The 20,117-nt window shown below is 71.5% G+C and carries 19 protein-coding genes; 7 read left to right on the top strand and 12 right to left on the bottom strand.

Annotated features, from left to right (window positions below; translation table 11 throughout):
- Positions 1–2: 2 nt before the first annotated feature.
- From ACN28F_RS02885 to ACN28F_RS02870, 4 genes are all read right to left on the bottom strand, one after another.
- A complete protein-coding gene (locus ACN28F_RS02885; RefSeq protein ID WP_421356954.1) occupies positions 3–1,955 on the bottom strand; it encodes a dipeptide/oligopeptide/nickel ABC transporter permease/ATP-binding protein in 1,953 nt (650 codons plus the stop codon).
- 23 nt (positions 1,956–1,978) lie between these two features.
- Positions 1,979–2,944, bottom strand: coding sequence for an ABC transporter permease (locus ACN28F_RS02880; protein WP_289206575.1), 966 nt, complete (start codon positions 2,942–2,944; stop codon positions 1,979–1,981).
- Positions 2,941–4,497, bottom strand: coding sequence for an ABC transporter substrate-binding protein (locus tag ACN28F_RS02875; protein ID WP_421356953.1), 1,557 nt, complete (start codon positions 4,495–4,497; stop codon positions 2,941–2,943). Before ACN28F_RS02875 ends, ACN28F_RS02880 begins: the two co-directional genes overlap by 4 nt.
- A gap of 170 nt (positions 4,498–4,667) precedes the next feature.
- Entirely contained in the window at positions 4,668–5,222 is a 555-nt protein-coding gene (locus ACN28F_RS02870) for a TetR/AcrR family transcriptional regulator (protein ID WP_281554515.1), read from the bottom strand.
- Positions 5,223–5,315: 93 nt separating this feature from the next.
- On the opposite strand from ACN28F_RS02870, the gene ACN28F_RS02865 reads away from it, so the two are divergent.
- Genes ACN28F_RS02865 through ACN28F_RS02845 form a run of 5 tightly spaced genes read left to right on the top strand, consistent with a single transcriptional unit; the run spans position 5,316 to position 10,444 of the window.
- On the top strand, positions 5,316–6,194 hold the full coding sequence (locus ACN28F_RS02865; protein ID WP_281554516.1) for an oxidoreductase: 879 nt from the start codon (positions 5,316–5,318) through the stop codon (positions 6,192–6,194).
- Positions 6,195–6,246: 52 nt separating this feature from the next.
- The gene (locus tag ACN28F_RS02860; protein WP_281554517.1) at positions 6,247–7,125 is read left to right on the top strand and encodes a maleylpyruvate isomerase N-terminal domain-containing protein; all 879 of its coding nucleotides are present in this window, start codon (positions 6,247–6,249) and stop codon (positions 7,123–7,125) included.
- A gap of 52 nt (positions 7,126–7,177) precedes the next feature.
- Positions 7,178–7,627 (top strand): helix-turn-helix transcriptional regulator, encoded by a 450-nt coding sequence (locus ACN28F_RS02855; RefSeq protein ID WP_289206573.1) that lies wholly within the window; start codon positions 7,178–7,180, stop codon positions 7,625–7,627.
- Between the two features lie 5 nt (positions 7,628–7,632).
- Positions 7,633–8,043 carry a VOC family protein gene (locus tag ACN28F_RS02850; protein ID WP_289206572.1) on the top strand — a complete coding sequence of 137 codons (411 nt, stop codon included), beginning with the start codon at positions 7,633–7,635 and terminating at the stop codon, positions 8,041–8,043.
- A 13-nt stretch (positions 8,044–8,056) separates the two neighbouring features.
- Complete coding sequence (locus ACN28F_RS02845; RefSeq protein WP_281554520.1) at positions 8,057–10,444, top strand: excinuclease ABC subunit UvrA; 2,388 nt, start codon at positions 8,057–8,059, stop codon at positions 10,442–10,444.
- Here the strand turns inward: ACN28F_RS02845 and ACN28F_RS02840 are convergent.
- The 7 genes from ACN28F_RS02840 to ACN28F_RS02810 all read right to left on the bottom strand — a co-directional run bounded on the left by ACN28F_RS02840 (position 10,429) and on the right by ACN28F_RS02810 (position 15,951).
- The gene (locus ACN28F_RS02840; protein ID WP_289212719.1) at positions 10,429–11,217 is read right to left on the bottom strand and encodes an urease accessory protein UreD; all 789 of its coding nucleotides are present in this window, start codon (positions 11,215–11,217) and stop codon (positions 10,429–10,431) included. The genes ACN28F_RS02845 and ACN28F_RS02840 overlap by 16 nt on opposite strands.
- Positions 11,217–11,975, bottom strand: a complete 759-nt coding sequence (gene ureG / locus ACN28F_RS02835; RefSeq protein WP_289212720.1) for an urease accessory protein UreG — start codon at positions 11,973–11,975, stop codon at positions 11,217–11,219. The genes ACN28F_RS02840 and ureG overlap by 1 nt, the downstream gene beginning before the upstream one ends.
- Positions 11,965–12,657, bottom strand: a complete 693-nt coding sequence (locus ACN28F_RS02830) for an urease accessory protein UreF (protein WP_289206568.1) — start codon at positions 12,655–12,657, stop codon at positions 11,965–11,967. Before ACN28F_RS02830 ends, ureG begins: the two co-directional genes overlap by 11 nt.
- Before the next feature lie 20 nt (positions 12,658–12,677).
- A complete protein-coding gene (locus ACN28F_RS02825; protein WP_289206567.1) occupies positions 12,678–14,414 on the bottom strand; it encodes an urease subunit alpha in 1,737 nt (578 codons plus the stop codon).
- On the bottom strand, positions 14,411–14,833 hold the full coding sequence (locus tag ACN28F_RS02820) for an urease subunit beta (RefSeq protein WP_289206566.1): 423 nt from the start codon (positions 14,831–14,833) through the stop codon (positions 14,411–14,413). Before ACN28F_RS02820 ends, ACN28F_RS02825 begins: the two co-directional genes overlap by 4 nt.
- Positions 14,834–14,841: 8 nt before the next feature.
- On the bottom strand, positions 14,842–15,144 hold the full coding sequence (locus ACN28F_RS02815; protein ID WP_123601150.1) for an urease subunit gamma: 303 nt from the start codon (positions 15,142–15,144) through the stop codon (positions 14,842–14,844).
- A gap of 132 nt (positions 15,145–15,276) precedes the next feature.
- A complete protein-coding gene (locus ACN28F_RS02810) occupies positions 15,277–15,951 on the bottom strand; it encodes a hypothetical protein (RefSeq protein ID WP_421356952.1) in 675 nt (224 codons plus the stop codon).
- Positions 15,952–16,227: 276 nt separating this feature from the next.
- On the opposite strand from ACN28F_RS02810, the gene ACN28F_RS02805 reads away from it, so the two are divergent.
- A complete protein-coding gene (locus ACN28F_RS02805; protein ID WP_421356951.1) occupies positions 16,228–16,872 on the top strand; it encodes a hypothetical protein in 645 nt (214 codons plus the stop codon).
- A gap of 26 nt (positions 16,873–16,898) precedes the next feature.
- Here ACN28F_RS02805 and ACN28F_RS02800 read toward each other — a convergent pair whose 3' ends face one another.
- Positions 16,899–18,104: a cation:proton antiporter gene (locus tag ACN28F_RS02800; protein WP_421356950.1), complete on the bottom strand. Its 1,206-nt coding sequence runs from the start codon at positions 18,102–18,104 to the stop codon at positions 16,899–16,901.
- Positions 18,105–18,238: 134 nt separating this feature from the next.
- Here ACN28F_RS02800 and aspS point away from each other — a divergent pair, with 134 nt between their 5' ends.
- Positions 18,239–20,059 (top strand): aspartate--tRNA ligase, encoded by a 1,821-nt coding sequence (aspS, locus tag ACN28F_RS02795; RefSeq protein WP_289206562.1) that lies wholly within the window; start codon positions 18,239–18,241, stop codon positions 20,057–20,059.
- Positions 20,060–20,117: the final 58 nt, after the last annotated feature.

The following is a 20,117-nucleotide window of genomic DNA, read 5'->3' as shown; positions in this document are numbered from 1 at the left end:
GGTCAGTCTCCGTCCAGGTCGCCGAGTGCCAGAAGGGGCGGCGACGCTCCGGCCGCACGGGTACGGGGGCACGCCGAGCGGTGCGCCTGGACCGGTCCCACCGGCAGCAGTACCGGCTGGTCATGGCCGCATCCGGCTACGGCGATCGGACACCGGGGAGCGAACGCGCAACCTGACGTGTCGTCCGGCCCGGCACCGGAGCGTCCCGGCATGGTGCGGAACCGGGTGCCCGGTGCCGCACCGGGACGCGGCACGGCGTCGAGCAGACCCCGGGTGTACGGATGGTCGGGATGACGGACCACGGAGTCGAGCGGCCCGTACTCCACGATCCGGCCGGCGTACATCACGGCCACGGCGTCGGCCAGCCGGGTGACCACCGCCAGGTCGTGACTGACGACGACCATGGCCATGCGCAACTCGTCGCGGAGCTGCCCGAGCAGGTCGAGCAGCCGTGCCTGGACGGTGACGTCGAGCGCGGAGGTCGGTTCGTCGGCGACGAGCAGCTCCGGCTCACCCGCGATCGCGACGGCGATCTGGACCCGTTGCCGCATCCCGCCGGAGAGCTGGTGGGGATACTGGCCGGCGACCGTCGCCGGGTCGGGCAGACCGGCGAGGCGCAGCAGCTCCTCGCTGATCCGGCGGACCGCAGCCCGCCGACCTCGGCTGCCCGCGTTGCGGACCGCCTCGTCGACGTGCGCACCGATGCTGCGCAGTGGATCGAACACGGCGAGACTGTCCTGGAAGACCACCCCGACTTGGCGGCCGTTGACGTGGCGGCGATGGCGAAATGTGAGTCCGATGAGTTCACGTGCCGTGGATCCGGTCCGCAGCCGCGCGGAACCGGCGACGAGCGCGCCCGGGTCCAGCAGGCCGAACGGCGCCAACGCCGAGGTGGTCTTGCCGCTGCCGGACTCGCCGACGATCGCCAGCGTCTCGCCGCGGCGTACCGCGTAGGAGACGTCGGCGACGGCGCGTCGGATGCCGCCGTCGCGTGGATAGGCGACGGACAGGTCGCGCACCCGCAGCAGTACGTCGTCGTCGACCGTGGTCCTCGACTCGGCTGATCTCCTCGACTCGACTGTGGCCGGCGTTCCGGGTGCCGGTCGCCGGGGGCGCGGCAAGCGCAGCCGGGACGGAAGGACCCAGCGCAGCACCGACGGCCGTTTGTCGCCGACCGCCAGCCGTTCGCCGAGCAGGTTGCTCGCGAACACGACGGCGGTGATCGCGATTCCGGGCGGGTAGGCCAGCCACCAGGCCGAGGCCAGGTAGGGCCGGCCTTCGATGAGCATCTGGCCCCACTCCGCCTGCGGTGGTGGGATGCCGAGGCCGAGAAAGCTCAGCGTGGCGACGCCGAGGACGATGGAGCCGACGTCGGTGCTGGCATAGACCAGGCACGGGGCGAGGGCGCTCGGAAGCAGATGACGGCCGATGACGCGCACCGGGCCGGCGCCGAGCAGCCGCAGCGCGTCCAGGTGCGGACTGGCCCGCAGACCCGCGACGCGGGCGCGGGCGATCCGCGCGTACGGGGCCCACGTCCACAGCGACATCGCGACGACGAGATTCTCCACACCGGGGCCACGTACGCCGATGACCGCCAGCGCCACCAGCATTCCCGGTAGCGAGACCGCCATGTCGATGACCCGGGCGACGATTCGGTCGACCCAGCCACCCAGGTATCCGGCGACAGCGCCGGCGAGCACCCCGATGGTCACCGAGACCAGCAGGACCGCCGCCGTGACGGCGAGTGAGATTCGCGCACCGTGCAGGAGCCGGCTGAGCTGGTCACGGCCCAGCTGGTCGGTGCCGAGCAGATGGGCCGCCGACGGCGGCAGCAGACTGGCCGACAGATCGTTGGCCGCCGGGTCGGCCGGCGCCAGCACCGGTGCGAGCAGCCCCACGACCGCGAACCCGGCCAACGGCAGGCCGACCAGCGCCGTCCGTACCGGGGCGGGCATCGTCCACTTTCCATGTCCGGCCGTCATCCGATGCCCGACCGGGCCCGGGGATCGACGAGGACCTGCACGACGTCGGCGAGCCGATTGGCCAGGATGAAACCTCCGCCGAGCACGAGCGCGCTGGCCTGCAGGGCCGGCACGTCACGGGCGGCGGCGGCGTGGACGAAGTACGCCCCGAGACCGGGCCAGCCGAAGACTTGTTCCACCACGACCGTGCCAACCAGCAGACCGCCGATGATCACCCCGGTTACGGACAGGATCGGCCCGGCCGCGTTCGGCAGACCGTCCCGGAGCACGATAGACATCGGCCCGCTGCCCCGGGCCAGCGCCGCCAGGACGTACGGCCGGTCGATCGCTTCCCGTAACGTGACAGCCACCACCCGGCTGAGCACTCCGGCCGCCGGCAGCCCGAGCACCGCCATCGGCATCACCCAGGTGGCGGGACCGGCCATGCCTGACGTCGGCACCAGTTGCCACCGTAGAGCCAGCAGCAGAACCAGGAGGTAGCTCAGCCAGAACGCCGGCACCGACGTCGCCAGCAGCGCCCCGATCCGCAGTACCCCACGCAGCGGCCCCCGCCCGGCCACCGCCCCGGCGACGCCGACGGTCATCCCCACCACCACGGCCACCACGACCGATCCCGCCACCAGCCCCGCCGTCACGGCCAGCCGGTCGGCGACCTCGGGGCCGATCGGCAGGTTCGTCCGCAGTGACAGTCCGAAGTCGCCGGTGGCGGCGTCGGCCAGCCACCGCACGTACCGCACCGGGGCGGGAGCGTTCAGCCCAAGTTCGGAGCGGACGGCCTCGACCTGCTCCGGAGTCGCCGGCCGGCCGGCCCGGGTGGCCGCCAGCACCGCGGCGGGATCGCCGCGGGCCAGCAGCACCAGCGCGAACGTTCCGGCCGACAGCGCGAGCAGCACGCCGACGGTGTCGACGGTCCACCGTACGAGGTGGCCGCCGACGGACCGTGGCCGCAGGGACACGCTCACCCGACGGTGACCCCGGTCAGTTCGAGATCTACGTCGGTGGGCGGCACCGCGAAGCCGTTCACCCCGTCGCGCACCGCCCACAGTCGGGGCCGGTACACCAACGGGACGAACCCGGTATCAGCGGCCACCGCCTCGTAGAGGTCCTGGTAGGCCTCGGAACGTTCAGCGGGGTCGGTGGCGAACAACGCCTTGTCGACCAGGTCCTCGGTGGTCGGCGTCACCCACAGCGGCGCTCGGGCCCCGTCGGTGAACAGGGACACGATCGAGCTGGACGGGTCGTACGGGGCGCCGAGGGTTTCGAAGAAGGTCAGGTCGTACCTGCCCTCGGCCCGCTCGTCGTAGTAGGCGGCGGCGTCGACCGGGACCAGTTCCACGCCGATCCCCACCTCCTGCAGAGCGGAGGCGATCGCGGCGGCCATGGTGCGCGGATCGAGCTGCCCCTCGGCCGGTGCGGCCGGGATGAGCAGCCGCAACGACAGCGGCTCGCCGTCGCGGGTCCGGATCTCCCCTTCGCGGAGGTAGCCTGCGGTGTCTAGCACCCGCCCTGCGGCGGCCCGGTCGAAGCCGACCGGCAGATCGGTACCGGAGTCCGGCACGCTCGGCGGGAACACCCGACGGGCCGGTTCCGCTTGGCCCAGGAACAACGCCGTCGCTAGCGCCTCGGTGTCGATCGCCCGGCCGACGGCCTCTCGGACCGCCCGGTCGCCGGCGGGGCCGTCGGGGTTGAACCCGAGCAGGATCGAGACGTCCGCCGCGCCGGTGATCAGCCGTACGCCGGCGCGATCGCGCAAGGACTGCGCCTCCACCGGCGTGATCGGTGCCAGGTAGGCGCCGCCGATCAGATCGATCTCGCCGTTGGTGAGCGCGTCGACGCGGGCCTGCGAATCCGGGATCACCTTGAACTCGAGCCGTTCCAGACTGGGCTTCGGCCCCCAGTAGTCGTCGTTGCGCTCCAGCACGGTGCCGGTGGCGCCGTTGGAGACCAGCTTCCACGCCCCAGTGCCCACCGGGTCCTGGAAGGTGCCGTCGGCGTCGGCGGACTCCGGGCTGAGCAGCCGGACAGGACGGACGATCGACAACTCCTGCAGCAGCGGTTCGTACGGTTCGGACAGGGTGAGCACGACTGTGTCCGGATCCGGGGCGTCCACAGCGGAGACGACCTGCGAGGCCCGGAAGAACGAGAAGCGTTCGTTGCCCACCCACCGGTCGAAGTTCCACTTGACGGCCATGGCGTCGACCGGCGTCCCGTCGGTGAAGTGCACGTCGTCGCGTAGGTCGAAACTCACTTGCCGTCCGTCCGGTGCCACCGTCCAGGACTCGGCCAGGCCCGGCTCCAGTTGCCCGTCCTCGCCGTAGCTGACCAGTGGCTCGTAGATGGCGTCGAGGAGCAGGAAGTTGCCGGTGAACGCGTGCGGGTCCAGTGCGCCCGACTCGGTGCCCAACCCGATCCGTAATGTCGTCGAGGTGGCGCCACCACCGGAGTCAGCGCTGCAGGCTGTGGTGAGTCCGATCGACGCGGCGAGGACGGCGGCAAGCATGCGGGGTCGCGGCACGGAGCGCTCCAGATAGACGTCAGTCAATAATGTGTCCCGGGGTCCGATAGGAGTAGTCGGTGCAACGGCGTCGCTGGTTCCCGGCACAACCGTTTCGATGTCGCGGACCGGCGGCGCGCCGGACCCGGGTCGCCGGGTTCTACGGTCGCGGGCGGAGTGACGAGCTGGCTCTACGGGCGCGGGCCGGGGGTGACGAGCCGGCGTACGGCGGTGGTCACGCTGGCCCGGCGCGCGGCCACCGACGTCGGCGCCGGATCGTCGTAGGCCCGGGCGACGGCGAGAACGACGGCGAGCAGTTCGGCGGGCGGGAGCGTGTCGTCGACCAGGCCGGCGGCCTGGGCCTCGGCCAGGGCGGCCAGTTTCCGTCGGGTCGTGTGGTGGTTCTGCTCCATCCGGGCGAGCTCGCCGGGCCGTTCGAGGGTGTGCCACTGCAGCAGTCGGAGCAGGTCCGGGTGCGTGACGCCGAAGTCGAACATCGCGGTGGCGTAGCCGGGTATGTCGTCTGCGTCGAAGGGCACCGCTTCCATGAAGCGCTCCAGGTGGGTGGCGAGGGTGGTGTCGAAGAGCCGTTCCTTGCTGCCGAAGTACGCGTAGATCAGCTGCTTGTTGGCGCCGGCGCGCTCGGCTACCCGGTCGACCCGGGCGCCGGCCAGGCCGTGGGCGGCGAACTCGACGGTGGCGGCGTCGAGGATCCGGTGCTTGGTGGCGGTGGAGTCGCGGACCATGCCGCCAGCCTACCCAAAACCAACTGGTTGGTTGACAACTGCGCGGGTAGCGCCGATGATGTAACTATCTAGTTGGTTACCAAGGGAGAGATCATGAGCGACAAGGTCGCCGTCGTCACCGGCGCCTCCTCCGGCATCGGCGAGGCCACCGCCCGCAAGCTGCGCGCCATGGGCTACCACGTCTACGCCGTCGCCCGCCGGCTCGACCGGATCACCCCGTTGGCCGACGTCGGCATCCGGCCCGTGCGGGCCGACATCACCGACGACGCCGCGCTGGTCGACCTCGTCAAACAGGTACTGGCCGAATCCGGGCGGGTCGACGTGCTGGTCAACAACGCCGGGTACGGTTCGTTCGGCGCGGTCGAGGACGTGCCCTTGGACGAGGCCCGCCGCCAGTTCGACGTCAACGTGTTCGGCCTGGCCCGGCTGACGCAACTCGTGCTGCCGCAGATGCGCCGGCAGGGCAGTGGACGCATCGTCAACATCTCGTCAATCGGTGGGAAGATCCACGAGCCGCTCGGCGGCTGGTACCACGCCACCAAGTTCGCCGTCGAAGGACTCAGCGACTCGATGCGGATGGAGCTCGCCCCACTCGGCATCGACGTGGTCGTCATCCAGCCCGGTGCGATCGCCACCGAGTGGCCCGCCATCGCCGGCCAGCATCTCCTCGACACCTCGGGTCGCGGCCCGTACGCCGACCAGGCGGCACTTGGCGCGGCCATCCTCGCGGTCGAGGACGGCCCGGCGTCGCCGCCCTCGGTGGTCGCCGACGCCGTCGCCAGAGCGGTGCGCGCCCGCCGGCCACGGACCCGCTACCCCGTCGGCCGGGCCGCCAGGGTGATCCTGGCGGCCCGGCGGATTCTGCCCGACCGTGTCTTCGACCGCTTCGTCCGTACCATGCTGCGCACCCTCGCCCGTGTCGTCGCCAGGCGCGACCCCGGCCAGGGTCGGCTCATCGGAAATCGCGCATGAAACGCGCAACGTCAAGGAACACTGTCGACGCAGCCGGTGCCACGATCACCGGATGAGTTTCGTTGTGCCCGTTGACCGCTGGACCCTGGCCCGTACGGCGTTGAGTGTCCTCACCGACCGATTCCAATCACTGCTGACAGTCGACAGTCAGCCGAAGGCGATGGCGACCCGCGACTGGACGGTGTCGGACACCGCCGCGCACGTGGTGAGCATCGCGATGCTGTACGTCACCCTCGTCGAGGGTGACGAGCCGCCGCTGCAGATCCCCGACATCCGCGCGGCCCTGTCCGCCGCGAACGTCGACACCGTCGCCGACGTCAACGACCATGTGCTGCGGCACTTCACCGAACGCGACCCGGCTCGCCTCGCCGAACTGCTCGGCGAGGCGACCGACGCGATTCTCGCGGCGACCGCCCAGCTGCCGCCGGAAAGGACCGTCCAGTGGCTGGGCGACGCGCGGGTGCCGATCGCCGGCATGGTGGCACACCTGGTCAACGAGCTGCTGGTGCACGGCTGGGACATCGCCCGGGTGTTGCGCCGCCCCTGGTCGATGCCCGACGACTACGCGTCGCTGTACTTCGACCAGTTCTTTCTCGGGATGCTGCACCACGACTACGGCGTCCTGCTGGACACCTCGCGGGCAATGCCGAAACGGCCGATCGCGGTGCAGTTCCGTTCTGCGTACACCCCGACCGCGACCGTCGTGCTCGGTGACGGACGGATCCGGCTCGCCCCACCGGACGACCCGGTCGACGTCCGGCTGCGGTTCCGTCCGGCCCGGTTCAACCTGATGCTGTTCGGTCGGACCGGCACCGCCGTCGCCGCTCTGCGTCGCGACGTCGTCGTCGGAGGGCCGCGGCCGTGGCGCCTGCCCGCCTTCCTACGTGTCGTTCACATGCCGAACGCACGCTACGCTCCCGCCGCACCGTAGGTTGGGCCGCGCCGGGCGGGAAGTGCCGACGGGGTGTGGCAGCATCGCCCGGGTGACCGGCAGTGCGAGGCAGGAGCAGCACCTGGGCGACCTGGCGCGGCTGCGCCGGGTGCGCGACCGGATCGACCGGGAGTACGCCCGGCCACTCGACGTCGAGGCCCTGGCCCGTGGCGTGCACATGTCGGCCGGGCACCTCAGCCGCGAGTTTCGGCGCGCCTACGGCGAGTCGCCGTACGCGTACCTGATGACCCGGCGCATCGAACGCGCGATGGCGCTGCTGCGCCGGGGTGACCTGAGCATCACCGACGTCTGTTTCGCGGTCGGCTGCGCGTCGCTGGGCACCTTCAGCACCCGGTTCACCGAACTGGTCGGCGTCCCGCCCAGCGTCTACCGGCGCCGGGCCGGCTCCGCACGCCCGGAGATGCCCGCCTGCCTGGCAAAACAGGTCACCAGACCGATCAGGAATCGAGAAGCACGGGCCCCGGCGGCGCAACTAGCGTGACCGCCATGGACATCACGATTCACTCCAGCTTCCTGCCGCATGACGACGCCGACGCCGCGTTGGCCTTCTGGCGTGACCTGCTCGGCTTCGAACTGCGCCTGGACGTCGGCTACGACGGGATGCGCTGGCTCACCGTCGGCCCGGTCGACCAGCCCGGCACCGCGATCGTGCTGCACCCGCCGGGTGTCGACCCCGGCATCACCGACGACGAGCGCCGTACCATCACCGAGATGATGGCCAAGGGCACCTACGCCGGCATCCTGTTGGCCACCAGCGACCTCGACGGGGTCTTCGAGCGGCTGCAGGCCGGCGACGCGGACATCGTCCAGGAGCCGACCGAGCAGCCGTACGGGGTCCGCGACTGTGCCGTGCGTGACCCCGCCGGCAACCTGATCCGCATCCAGCAGACTCGATAGGTAGGGATTCTCGATGAGCAGGGCCACCGCCTCGGGGGAGCGGCCGTCCACCCCGCACCCCGCCGACAGTCACGACCTGATCCGGGTGCACGGCGCGCGGGTCAACAACCTCAAGGACGTCAGCGTCGAGATCCCGAAACGCCGGCTGACGGTGTTCACCGGGGTCTCCGGCTCGGGCAAGAGTTCGCTGGTGTTCGGCACGGTCGCCGCCGAGTCGCAGCGCCTGATCAACGAGACGTACAGCGCATTCGTACAGGGGTTCATGCCGACGCTGGCCCGGCCCGAGGTCGACGTGCTCGACGGGCTGACCACGGCGATCATCGTCGACCAGGAGCGGATGGGCGGCGATCCGCGGTCCACGGTCGGCACTGCCACCGACGCCAACGCGATGCTGCGGATCCTGTTCAGCCGGCTCGGGCAGCCGTACGTCGGCCCGCCCAACGCGTTCTCCTTCAACCTGGCGTCGGTGCGGGCCAGCGGGGCGATAACCGTCGAACGCGGCGCCAGCAAGACCACGAAGCAGACCTTCACCCGGCTGGGCGGCATGTGCCCGCGCTGCGAGGGTCGGGGGTCGGTCACCGACTTCGACCTGACCGCGCTGTACGACGACAGCAAGTCGCTCAACGAGGGCGCGCTGACCATCCCCGGCTACAGCGTCGACGGCTGGTACGGGCGAATCTTCAGCGGCTGCGGTTTCTTCGACCCGGACAAGCCGATCCGCAGGTTCACCAAGTCGCAGCTGCACGACCTGCTGTACAAGGAGCCGACCCGGATCAAGGTCGACAACGTCAACGTGACGTACGAGGGTCTGATCCCGCGGATCCAGAAGTCGTTCCTGGCCAAGGACGTCGACGCGATGCAGCCGCACATCCGGGCGTTCGTGCAGCGGGCGATCACCTTCACCACCTGCCCGGACTGCGCCGGCACCCGGCTGAACGAGGCGGCCCGGTCGTCGAAGATCAACGGGATCAACATCGCCGACGCGTGCGCGATGCAGATCAGTGACCTCGCCGAGTGGGTCCAGGCGCTGGCCGAGCCGTCGGTCGCACCGCTGCTGACCGCGCTGCGGCACACCCTCGACTCGTTCGTGGAGATCGGCCTCGGCTACCTCTCGCTGGACCGCCCGGCGGGCACCCTGTCCGGCGGTGAGGCGCAGCGCACCAAGATGATCCGGCATCTCGGGTCGTCGTTGACCGACGTCACCTACGTCTTCGACGAGCCGACCATCGGGCTGCACCCGCACGACATCGCCCGGATGAACAACCTGCTGCTGCGGCTGCGGGACAAGGGCAATACGGTGCTGGTCGTCGAGCACAAGCCGGAGACGATCGCGATCGCCGACCACGTCGTCGACCTCGGCCCCGGTGCCGGCACCGCCGGCGGCGAGGTGATGTTCGAAGGCACCGTGGACGGGCTGCGGGCCAGCGTCACCGTCACCGGCCGCCACCTCGACGACCGGGCCAACCTGAAGAAGTCGGTCCGCGAGCCCACCGGCGCGCTGGAGATCCGTGGCGCGAACGCCAACAATCTGCGCGACGTCGACGTCGACATCCCGCTCGGTGTGCTGGTCGTGGTGACCGGGGTCGCCGGCTCCGGCAAGAGTTCGCTGCTGCACGGGTCGATCCCGGCCGACGCGGGGGCGGTGTCGATCGACCAGACCGGTATCCGAGGCTCTCGGCGCAGCAACCCGGCGACATACACCGGGCTGCTCGACCCGATCCGCAAGGCGTTCGCGAAGGCCAACGGGGTCAAGCCGGCGCTGTTCAGCGCCAACTCCGAGGGCGCCTGCCCGACCTGCAACGGTGCCGGGGTCATCTACACCGACCTGGCGATGATGGCCGGCGTCGCCACCGTCTGCGAGGACTGCCAGGGCCGGCGGTTCCAGGCGGCGGTGCTGGAGTACCAGCTCGGCGGCCGGGACATCAGCGAGGTGCTGGCGATGTCGGTGGCCGAGGCCGAGGAGTTCTTCGCGTCCGGCGACGCCCGCACCCCGGCCGCGCACGCCGTCCTGCGTCGGCTCGCCGACGTCGGGCTCGGCTACCTCACCCTCGGCCAGCCGCTCACCACCCTGTCCGGCGGCGAGCGGCAGCGGCTGAAACTGGCCACCCACATGGCGGAGAAGGGCGGCGTCTACGTTCTCGACGAGCCGACCACCGGCCTGCACCTGGCCGACGTCGAGCAGTTGCTCGGCCTGCTCGACCGGCTGGTCGACGCCGGCAAGTCGGTGATCGTCATCGAGCACCACCAGGCGGTCATGGCACACGCCGACTGGATCATCGATCTGGGGCCGGGTGCCGGTCACGACGGTGGTCGGATCGTCTTCGAGGGCACACCGGCCGACCTGGTCGCGGCCCGTTCGACGCTGACCGGTGAGCACCTCGCGGCCTACGTCGGCGGCTGAGCCCCGGCCCGGTCGGGTTCGGCCCGGTCGGGTTCGGCCCGGTCGAGTTCGGTGCGGACGCCGCGGGCGGTCGGGCCGGTCGTGGTGACCAGCACCGCCGGCCCGCCGGCCAGCGGCAGCCGGGCCGCGCCGGGGCCGAGCGGGCCGGCCGCCGGGGGCCCGCCGGCTGCCCACTCCGGCCGGACCACCAGCACCGAACCGGTCGCCTTCGCCCCGGCGAGCACCGCCGGCCCGGCCCAGCCGTCGGCGCGCGGCCCCACCGCCAGGTCGGTACGCAGCACCGTGCGGCCCGCGTACCGGACGGTGGTGTCGATCCGGGCGTCGCCGGACGGCTCACCGTCGCGCCCGCAGACCAGCTCCTCCCGCCACACCACGGCCGCGCCGTCGGCCAGCTCCACCACCGACCGGGACAGGTGGTGGCAGCCGGCGGCGGCGATCAACGGCTCCGGCAGCCAGCGCAGCTCGCCGCCGGTCGCAACCCGGACCAGCATCTGCAGCCTCGACCGGCGGCCGTCGGGTCCGGGCAACGCCAGCGACGCTGCGACAGTACGCAGACACACCCGCGCCCCCGGCCCGACGTCGACGTCCAGCCGCAGGTCGTCGCCGCCGAGCGGGCCGGCCGCCGCGCCGACCAGATGCACCTGGACCTCGTCGCCGGCGGCCGCTGCCGGGCCGGTACGGCGCAGCACCAGCGGCGGCTCGCCGCGCAGGCAGACCAGCCGGGTCCGCCCGGCGGCGTCGACCTCGGCGACCAGCCGGGCGTGGGCCCGCATCAGCCGGCGACCTCCGCCGGGGTCTGGGCGCGGGCCCGCAGCAGCCCCCGGATCCATTCGGCCACCGGCGTCGCCGTCCGGTCCTGCACCAGCGACAGGAACACCGTCGGCAGCTCGCCCCGGCGGGCGGCGGCGTCGCGTTGCATCACCGACAGGTCGGCGTTGACCAGCGGCGCCAGGTCCGTCTTGTTGATCACCAGCAGGTCGGCGGTGCTCACCCCGGGCCCGCCCTTACGCGGCACCTTGTCACCGCCGGCCACGTCGACCACGAAGATCTGCTGGTCGACCAGGCCCCGGCTGAACGTGGCGGTCAGGTTGTCCCCGCCACTTTCCACCAGCACCAGATCGAGGGTGCCCAACTGGTCGGACAGGTCCTCGATGGCGTCAAGGTTGGCGGAGATGTCGTCGCGGATCGCGGTGTGCGGGCAGCAGCCGGTCTCCACCGCCCGGACCCGCTCCGCCGGCAGGACGCCGTTGCGCAGCAGGAAGTCGGCGTCCTCGGTGGTGTAGATGTCGTTGGTGACCACGGCCAGCCGCAACTCGTCGGCGAGCGCCCGGCACAGCGCGGCGACCAGCGCGGTCTTGCCGGAGCCGACCGGCCCGCCGATGCCGATCCGCAGCGCGGGGGAGCCGTCCGGCAGCCGGGGCGGGTGCGGGTCGACCCCCGGATCGGGGTGGGTGTGCGGTACCTCCCCGTCGGTGTGCGCGTGCGGTTCGGCGGACCCGCCGTGGACGTGGGTGTGTGGTTCAGGACGCAAAGAGACGCACCTCCCAGGTGGCGTGGTGTTCGGCGTCGACCTCCGGGATCGGGGCCGAGCCGGCGGGCAGGTCGTCGACCGGCCGGTCGGCCAGGGCGGCCGCCCCGGCGGCGACCGCGTCGATGTCCGGCGCGAGCCGGGCCAGCAGGCCGTGCACCGCGTACGGGTCGAGGCCGAGCAGCCGCACGGCGGCGCTGGCCGGTCCGGTGACGGCGGTGTATGCGGCGGCCAGCGCCGCATCGGCCGGGCCGAGGCCGGCGGCGGCGGCGACCACGCCGAGCGCGACCGGCTGGTGGCGGTCCCGGGGGCCGCCCGCCGGCAGCGCCCAGATGCCCCGTCCGGCGCGCAGCAACGCCCGGCCCTGTGCCCGCGACGCGCGGCGCAGCGCGGGCGACGGGGTGCGGGCGTCGATACCGTCGTCGAGCGCGTCCAGCCGGCCAGGGCCGGCCCCGTCGTCGGTCGCGGCTGTTGCAGCCGCGGCCGCGAACGCGGCGGCGGTACGCCCACCGGTGGTGAGCCGGCCGGTCAGGTACGCCGCCACGCCGGCCAGGTCACGGACCCGGCCGGCGACGACGGCCGCCTCCAGCCCGCTGGAGTGGGCATGCCCGCCGGCCGGCAACCGGCCATCGGCCAGCACCAGCAGCGTGGCGAGCCCGCTCATCGGCGGGTCCGGGCGTGACACATCGTCATCATCGCCGGCGGTCAGAACAGGAAGTAGCGCTGCGCCATCGGCAGCTCCACCGCCGGAGCCGGCTCGATCGTCTCCCCGTCGATGCGTACCGTGAACGTGTCCGCGTCGATCTCGATCCGGGGGGTGGCGTCGTTCAGCGGCATGTCGGCCTTGCCCCGCCGCCGGGTGTCGGCGACCGGGGCGAGCCGGCGACGGATCCCGAGCCGGTCACCGAGCAGCGCGTCGATCGCAGCCGGCGCGACGAACGCCAGGCTGGTGGCGGCCGGCACGGTGCCGTACGCGCCGAACATGGGCCTCGGCAGCATCGGCTGCGGGGTCGGGATGGAGGCGTTCGCGTCGCCCATCTGCGCCCAGGCGATCATGCCGCCCTTGATCACCAGGTGCGGCCGGACGCCGAAGAAGACCGGATCCCACAGCACCAGGTCGGCCAGCTTGCCGGGCTCCACCGAGCCGACCTCGCCGTCGATGCCGTGCGCCACCGCCGGGCAGATCGTGTACTTGGCGACGTACCGCCTGGCCCGGATGTTGTCGGCAGCGCCGTCGCCGGGCAGCGCGCCCCGGCGGGCCTTCATCACGTGCGCGGTCTGCCAGGTACGCAGGATGACCTCGCCGACCCGGCCCATCGCCTGCGAGTCCGAGCCGATCATCGAGATCGCGCCGAGGTCGTGCAGGATGTCCTCACCGGCCATCGTGGACGGCCGGATCCGGCTCTCGGCGAACGCCAGGTCCTCCGGCACGCTCGGGTTCAGATGGTGGCAGACCATCAGCATGTCGAGGTGCTCGTCGAGGGTGTTGACGGTGTGCGGGCGGGTCGGGTTGGTCGACGACGGCAGCACGTTCGGCTCGGCCGCCACCCGCATGATGTCCGGTGCGTGCCCGCCGCCGGCCCCCTCGGTGTGGTAGGCGTGGATCGACCGGCCGGCGATCGAACCGAGGGTCGACTCCACGTAACCGGCCTCGTTGAGCGTGTCGGTGTGGATCGCCACCTGCACCCCGGAGGCGTCGGCGACCCGCAGGCAGGCGTCGATCGCCGCCGGGGTGGTGCCCCAGTCCTCGTGCAGTTTGAAGCCGCCGGCCCCGCCGCGCAGCTGCTCCCACAGCGACGCCTCGCTGACCGTGTTGCCCTTGCCGAGCAGCAGCACGTTGACCGGCCAGGGGTCGAGCGCGGCGAGCATCATGCCCAGGTGCCACGGACCGGGGGTGACCGTGGTGGCCTTGGTGCCCTCGGCCGGCCCGGTGCCGCCGCCCATGATCGTGGTGATCCCGCTGGCCAGCGCGGTCTCCAGGATCTGCGGGCAGATCAGGTGTACGTGACTGTCGATCGCCCCGGCGGTGAGGATCTTGCCGTTGCCGGCGATGATCTCGGTGCCCGGCCCGATGACCAGGTCCGGGTGCACGCCGTCCATCGTGTCCGGGTTGCCGGCCTTGCCGAGCGCGACGATCCGGCCGTCGCGGATGCCGACGTCGGCCTTGACGATCCCCCAGTGGTCCAGCACCACCACTCCGGTGATCACCGTGTCCGGAGCGCCGTCGGCCCGGGTCGCCAGGGACTGGCCCATCGACTCGCGGATCACCTTGCCGCCGCCGAAGACCACCTCGTCGCCGTACGCCGGGGTGCCGTCGGCGCCGGGTGGGGTGCACCGGTCCTCTTCGATCTCGATCAGCAGGTTGGTGTCGGCCAGCCGGATCCGGTCACCGGCGGTCGGTCCGAGCAGGGCGGCGTACCGCCGTCGGTCCAGGGTGCTCACGCCGCGTCTCCCGCCTCGTCGCCGTCGCTGTCGCCTGCGGTGCCGCCTGCCGTAGTGCCGGGTCGCCGTTCGTCGACCGGGCCGGCGCACTCGCCGCGCAGCCCGGCGACGATCCGCCGACCGCCCAACGGCACCAGGTCGACCTCGCGGTCCACCCCGGGCTCGAAGCGCACCGACGTGCCGGCGGCCACCGCCAACCGGTGCCCCCAGGCGGCGGCCCGGTCGAAGTCCAGCGCCGGGTTGGCCTCGGCGAAGTGGTAGTGCGACCCGACCTGCACCGGCCGGTCCCCGGTGTTGACCACGGCCAGGGTCAGCACCGGTCGGCCGGAGTTGAGGGTGATCGGCCCGTCGCCGGGGATGAGTTCACCGGGAACGACTGTGCCGCCGTCGGTGCCCGACGGCGTGGGTGGTGCGCTCAATCTCGCTCCTAGGAGATCGGCTCGTGTACGGTCACCAGCTTCGTCCCGTCGGGGAAGGTGGCTTCCACCTGCACCTCGGGGAGCATCTCCGGCACACCGTCGAGCACGTCCTCGCGACCGAGCACGGTGCGCCCGGCCTCCATCAGCTCCGCCACGCTGCGGCCGTCCCGGGCACCTTCCAACAGGAAGGCGGTGATCACCGCGGTCGCCTCCGGGTGGTTGAGCCGGATGCCCCTCTCACGGCGCTTCCAGGCCACGTCGGCTGCGACGTGGATGAGCAGTCGCTCCTGCTCGTGCCGGGTGAGAAACAAAACCGGACCTCCATGAGCGATCGAGACCTGGGTCGTGGCAGATGCTGGCATTCTGACATTTCAATCACGTTACGTACACGTATCCGACTCACTGGGTCGGCGACGCCACCTGCGCAGGTGAGGCGGCGACCGTCACTCGTACAGGGCGGCGTCGACCAGGATCGCCACCCCGTCCGGCAGTTCGCACCGGACCTGGATCTTGAGCTCCTGCATCCCCTCGACGACCGCGTTGAGCGATCCGGGCTGCACGGCGGTCGCCTCGTACTGTCCGCCGCCGACGTCCCACACCAGGCGGCCGTCGCGGGCGCGTTCGCCGACCAGGACCTCGACGTGCATCCGGGCATCCGGTTGGCTGTCGAAATGCGGCCGAACGGTCGCCTGGAAAGTGTCGAATCGGCCGAAGAGTTGATAGGCGACCTCGCTGACCTTGTCATTGCTCTGGTTGCTCGGGCACTTGATCACGATGGCGCGTTGAAACTCGGCGGTCTCCCGTAGTTCGCGCGGAAGTTCCGTGAGATTGGCGGTGCCGGCGTGTGCCGGGAGCGCGGAAAGGTATTCGATCCTGGTCGCGGCCGGTGAGCCACCCGCAGGGGCGTCTGGCGACGTGACCGCCGGCACCGTCGCCGAGGGGGTGGTCGACGCCGGTGGCACCTGGCCTCCGACTGGGAAGCGCCAGTCGAGCACGGCGACGATCACCCCCAGCGTGGTGACCACCAGGCCGACCACCGCCAGCCGTTCGGATATTTTCCGCACCGACCGACGCGGTCGCTCACGGCCTTCACCTGCAGATTGTCCATTGTCAGGCATGGTTCGTCCATCGGGGTAGCGGAGAATGATTGTGGCGGCATGCCACCATTACCTTACTCGATCGACCTAGTGGATCGGTGGCCTCTCCGAGTGCGTCGACGTGAACCGTGCACACGGTTTCTGAGGTCCCTGAGTGATTGTCGGCCGTGCCTGGCCGATGCGCATATGGAGGAACCGATGTCAATAACCGGAGATGGTCCGTCGGCGACAGCTGGTACCGCATCGCCACGGCGATCAACCGGCAGGCTCCAGCGGCTGCTGGTCGGAGTGTCTGTGATGCTCGCGGTGGCCGCGTTCGTGCTCGCCGCCACCGCGACCGTGATCGCCTGGCGGGCTTCGGACCGGGTCGACGCGATGGCGACGCCCGACGGCGGTGACGGCGGGTCGGAGCCGACGATCGAGGCCTCCGCGACGCCGGACGGGCCGGAGCCGACTGGACTACCCGATGATGTGCCGTCGGCGAATCCGACCGCGCAGCCGACGCTCGACGCGCAGACCCGGTACACGGTCCACTACTCGCAGGAGCCGCTGACGCTGCGGGTGTTCGGCAACAACAGCAGCATGCACGCCGACCTGGACGAGCCGCGGGCCGACGTGCTGTCGTCCGAGGCGGACATCACGTTGCGGGCCGGCTACAGTAACGCGCCGGCCAACCTGGTTCTCGGCCGCGACGTACGCGGCAGCCAGGTGGACGCGCCAGGGCTCACTCCGCACGACTGCTCGGAACAGATCCGTATGGCTCCGCTCGGTGCCGAGGCCCGGGTGCCGGTCCAGCAAGGTGTGGTGCTCTGCCTCTGGACGAGCCGTGCCGCAGCCGTCAACTCGGGCCGGGCGCAGCTTGTCGTGCAGTTGGAGATCACCGGGGCCTCCCCTGACGGGGAGGTCAGCCTGGAGATGAACGCGTGGAAGATCCCGGGGTGAGGACCTGCGACGGGAGCCACCCAAGGTCAGCTTGGATGGCTTCCGTCCCTGTCCGAGCCCGGGTCGGGGGCGGTACGCCGGGTCTCGTCGAAGGCGTTGGCGACCAGGACGTCGGTCGACGAGTGGGCCAGGATGGAGATCACGATGGTCAGCGCGACCAGGTGGAAGACCAGGTCGGCGGCGTCGATGCCGCTGTTGAGCACCAGCAGGCCGTAGACCACCGAGGCGAACCCCTTCGGGCCGAACCACATGGCCGCGACCTGCTCCCGGGCGTGCATGCCGGAACGGAAGAAGGCGAGCGCCAGCGCCACCGGCCGCGCCACGACGATCGCCAGCACCGCGAACACCCAGCCGGGCCAGGAGATCTCGCCGAGGAACTCGACCGAGATCAGCGCGCCGAAGACCAGCAGGGCGGCCAGCTTCAACAGCTCGGCGACGTTCTCGCCGAAGTGTTCGAAGGCGACCCGCTGGCGGGGGCCGAAGGTGGCGATGGTGCTGCCGGCGGCGAACGCCGCCAGGAACAGGTTGCCGTGGGTGAGCTGGCCCAGCGCGAGCACCAGCAGGCCGATCGCGACACCGTTGAGGGGGGCGTACTGCGCCGAGGTGCCGAACCAGCGCAGCCGTTCCAGCATGATCGCCGCCAGCGGTACGGCGACGCCGATCACCAGACCCAGGGCCAGTTCGGTGGCCAGTTCGCCGAGGTGCAGATCAGTGGAGCCGTTGGCGACGGCCAGGAAGAGGATCACGAACGGCAGGGCCAGGCCGTCGTTGGCGCCGGACTCCACGTTGAGCAGGTGCCGCAGCCGGTACGGCACCTTCTGGTTGCCGACCAGCGCGGCGGCGAAGACCGGGTCGGTGGGGGCGAGGACCGCGCCGATCAGCAGCGCCTCCGGCCAGTCCAGGCCGACGACGAGGTGGGCCAGCGCGGCGGTGACGGCCATGGTGAGCGGCAATCCGACGCCCAGTGCCCGGGTCGGCAGCCGCCAGCGAGACCGTAGATCGCGCCAGCCGACCCGCATGCCGTCGCTGAACAGCACCGCGAACAGCGCCAGCTCGGCCAGGGTGGCGACGATGGGGGAGTCGGGCTCGATGTCGAGCACACCGGTGGTCTGCGGGCCGAGGACGAAACCGGCGATCAGGAACAGCGCGGCGGTCGACAGGATGGTGCGGTGCGCCAGCGCCGAGACCAGTACGGCCAGTAGCAGTACGGCGGCGAAGGACAGCAGCAGCATGCGCCCTCCGGTCACCGGGGATGGCGGTTCGAGTGGATCGTACGCCGGACGTGGCCGGGATCGACGCCGAAGCGGATCGGCCGGGCTGACACAATGCGGGTGCAGTCCGTACCCGCGATGAGGAGTTCCGTGCCGTGATTCGTACCCATGACGCTGGCAGCCTGCGCCCGACGCACGCCGGCACGTCGGTGACGCTCGCCGGCTGGGTGGCCCGCCGGCGCGACCACGGCGGTGTCATCTTCGTCGACCTGCGCGACGCCTCCGGCGTGGTGCAGGTGGTGTTCCGCGAGGAGATGCAGCTGGCGCACGCGCTGCGCAACGAGTTCTGCGTCCGGGTGACCGGCACCGTCGACCGCCGCCCGGAGGGCAACGACAACCCGGAGCTGGCCACCGGCGAGATCGAGGTGACCGCGACCGAGCTGACCGTACTGTCGGAGGCGGCGCCGTTGCCGCTGCCGATCGACGATCAGGTCGACGCCGGCGATGACGTCCGGCTGCGGTACCGCTACCTGGACCTGCGGCGCAGCGGGCCGTCGGGGGCGCTGAGGCTGCGGTCGCGGGCCAACCAGATCGCCCGTACGGTGCTGCACGACCGCGACTTCGTGGAGATCGAGACGCCGACGCTGACCCGGTCGACGCCCGAAGGTGCCCGCGACTTCCTGGTGCCGGTGCGGCTGCAGCCCGGCACCTGGTACGCCCTGCCGCAGTCGCCGCAGCTGTTCAAGCAGCTGCTAATGGTCGCCGGCATGGAGCGCTACTACCAGATCGCCCGCTGCTACCGCGACGAGGACTTCCGGGCCGACCGGCAGCCGGAGTTCACCCAGCTGGACATCGAGATGTCGTTCGTCACCCAGGACGACGTGATCGAGCTGGGTGAGTCGATCGTCGGTGCGCTCTGGCGGGAGCTGGCCGGGCACGACATCACCGGACCGGTGCCGCGGATCACCTGGCACGAGGCGATGGACCGGTACGGCTCGGACAAGCCGGACCTGCGCTACGGCGTGGAGCTGACCGAGCTGACCGACTTCCTGCGCGGTACGGCGTTCCGGGTGTTCGCCGGGGCGATCGACGCGGGCGGCTACGTCGGCGCGGTGGTGATGCCCGGCGGTGCCGCGCAGACCCGTAAGGAGCTCGACGGCTGGCAGGACTGGGCCAAGGCGCGCGGCGCGCGGGGCCTGGCGTACGTGGTGCTGGACGCCGAGACCGGTGAGCCGCGTGGGCCGGTGGCGAAGAACCTGTCGGCGGAGCACCTGGGTGGGCTGGCCGACGCGGTCGGCGCCAAGCCCGGTGACGCGATCTTCTTCGCTGCCTCGACCAACCGGCGGGAGGCGCAGGAGTTGCTCGGCGCGGCCCGCATCGAGATCGCCCGGCGGGCCAACCTGATCGACGAGAGCGCGTGGGCGTTCTGCTGGGTGATCGACGCGCCGATGTTCGAGCCGACCGAGGAGGGCGGCTGGACGGCGGTGCACCACCCGTTCACCTCGCCGACCGACGAGTGGCTGGACCGTTTCGATGGTGCCCCTGGCGAGGCTCTGGCGTACGCGTACGACATCGTCTGCAACGGCAATGAGATCGGCGGTGGCTCGGTCCGTATCCACCAGGGGGATGTCCAGCGGCGGGTCTTCGACCTGCTGGGCATCACCGAGCAGGAGGCGTCGGACAAGTTCGGCTTCCTGCTGGAGGCGTTCAAGTACGGCCCGCCGCCGCACGGCGGTATCGCGTTCGGCTGGGACCGGATCTGCATGCTGCTGGCCGGGGTGGACTCGATCCGTGAGGTGATCGCGTTCCCGAAGACCCGGGGCGGGTTCGACCCGTTGACCCAGGCGCCGACGCCGATCACCGCGCAGCAGCGGGCGGAGGCCGGGGTGGACGCGAAGCCGAAGCCGCCGGCCGGTGTCGCGCCGACCCCGGCGGCCGGTACGGCCGGGGTGGCCGCTCCGGTGGAGCCGTCCTGACCTGCGGACAAGTGGATGAGTGGGCTGGGCCCGGGTGCGGTACGCGCCCGGGCCCAGC

It is taken from the genome of Solwaraspora sp. WMMA2101, from assembly GCF_049179175.1.
GTDB lineage: Bacteria > Actinomycetota > Actinomycetes > Mycobacteriales > Micromonosporaceae > Micromonospora_E.
Note: the sequence above shows the minus strand (reverse complement) of the source record. Positions and strands in the feature narration are given on the sequence as shown.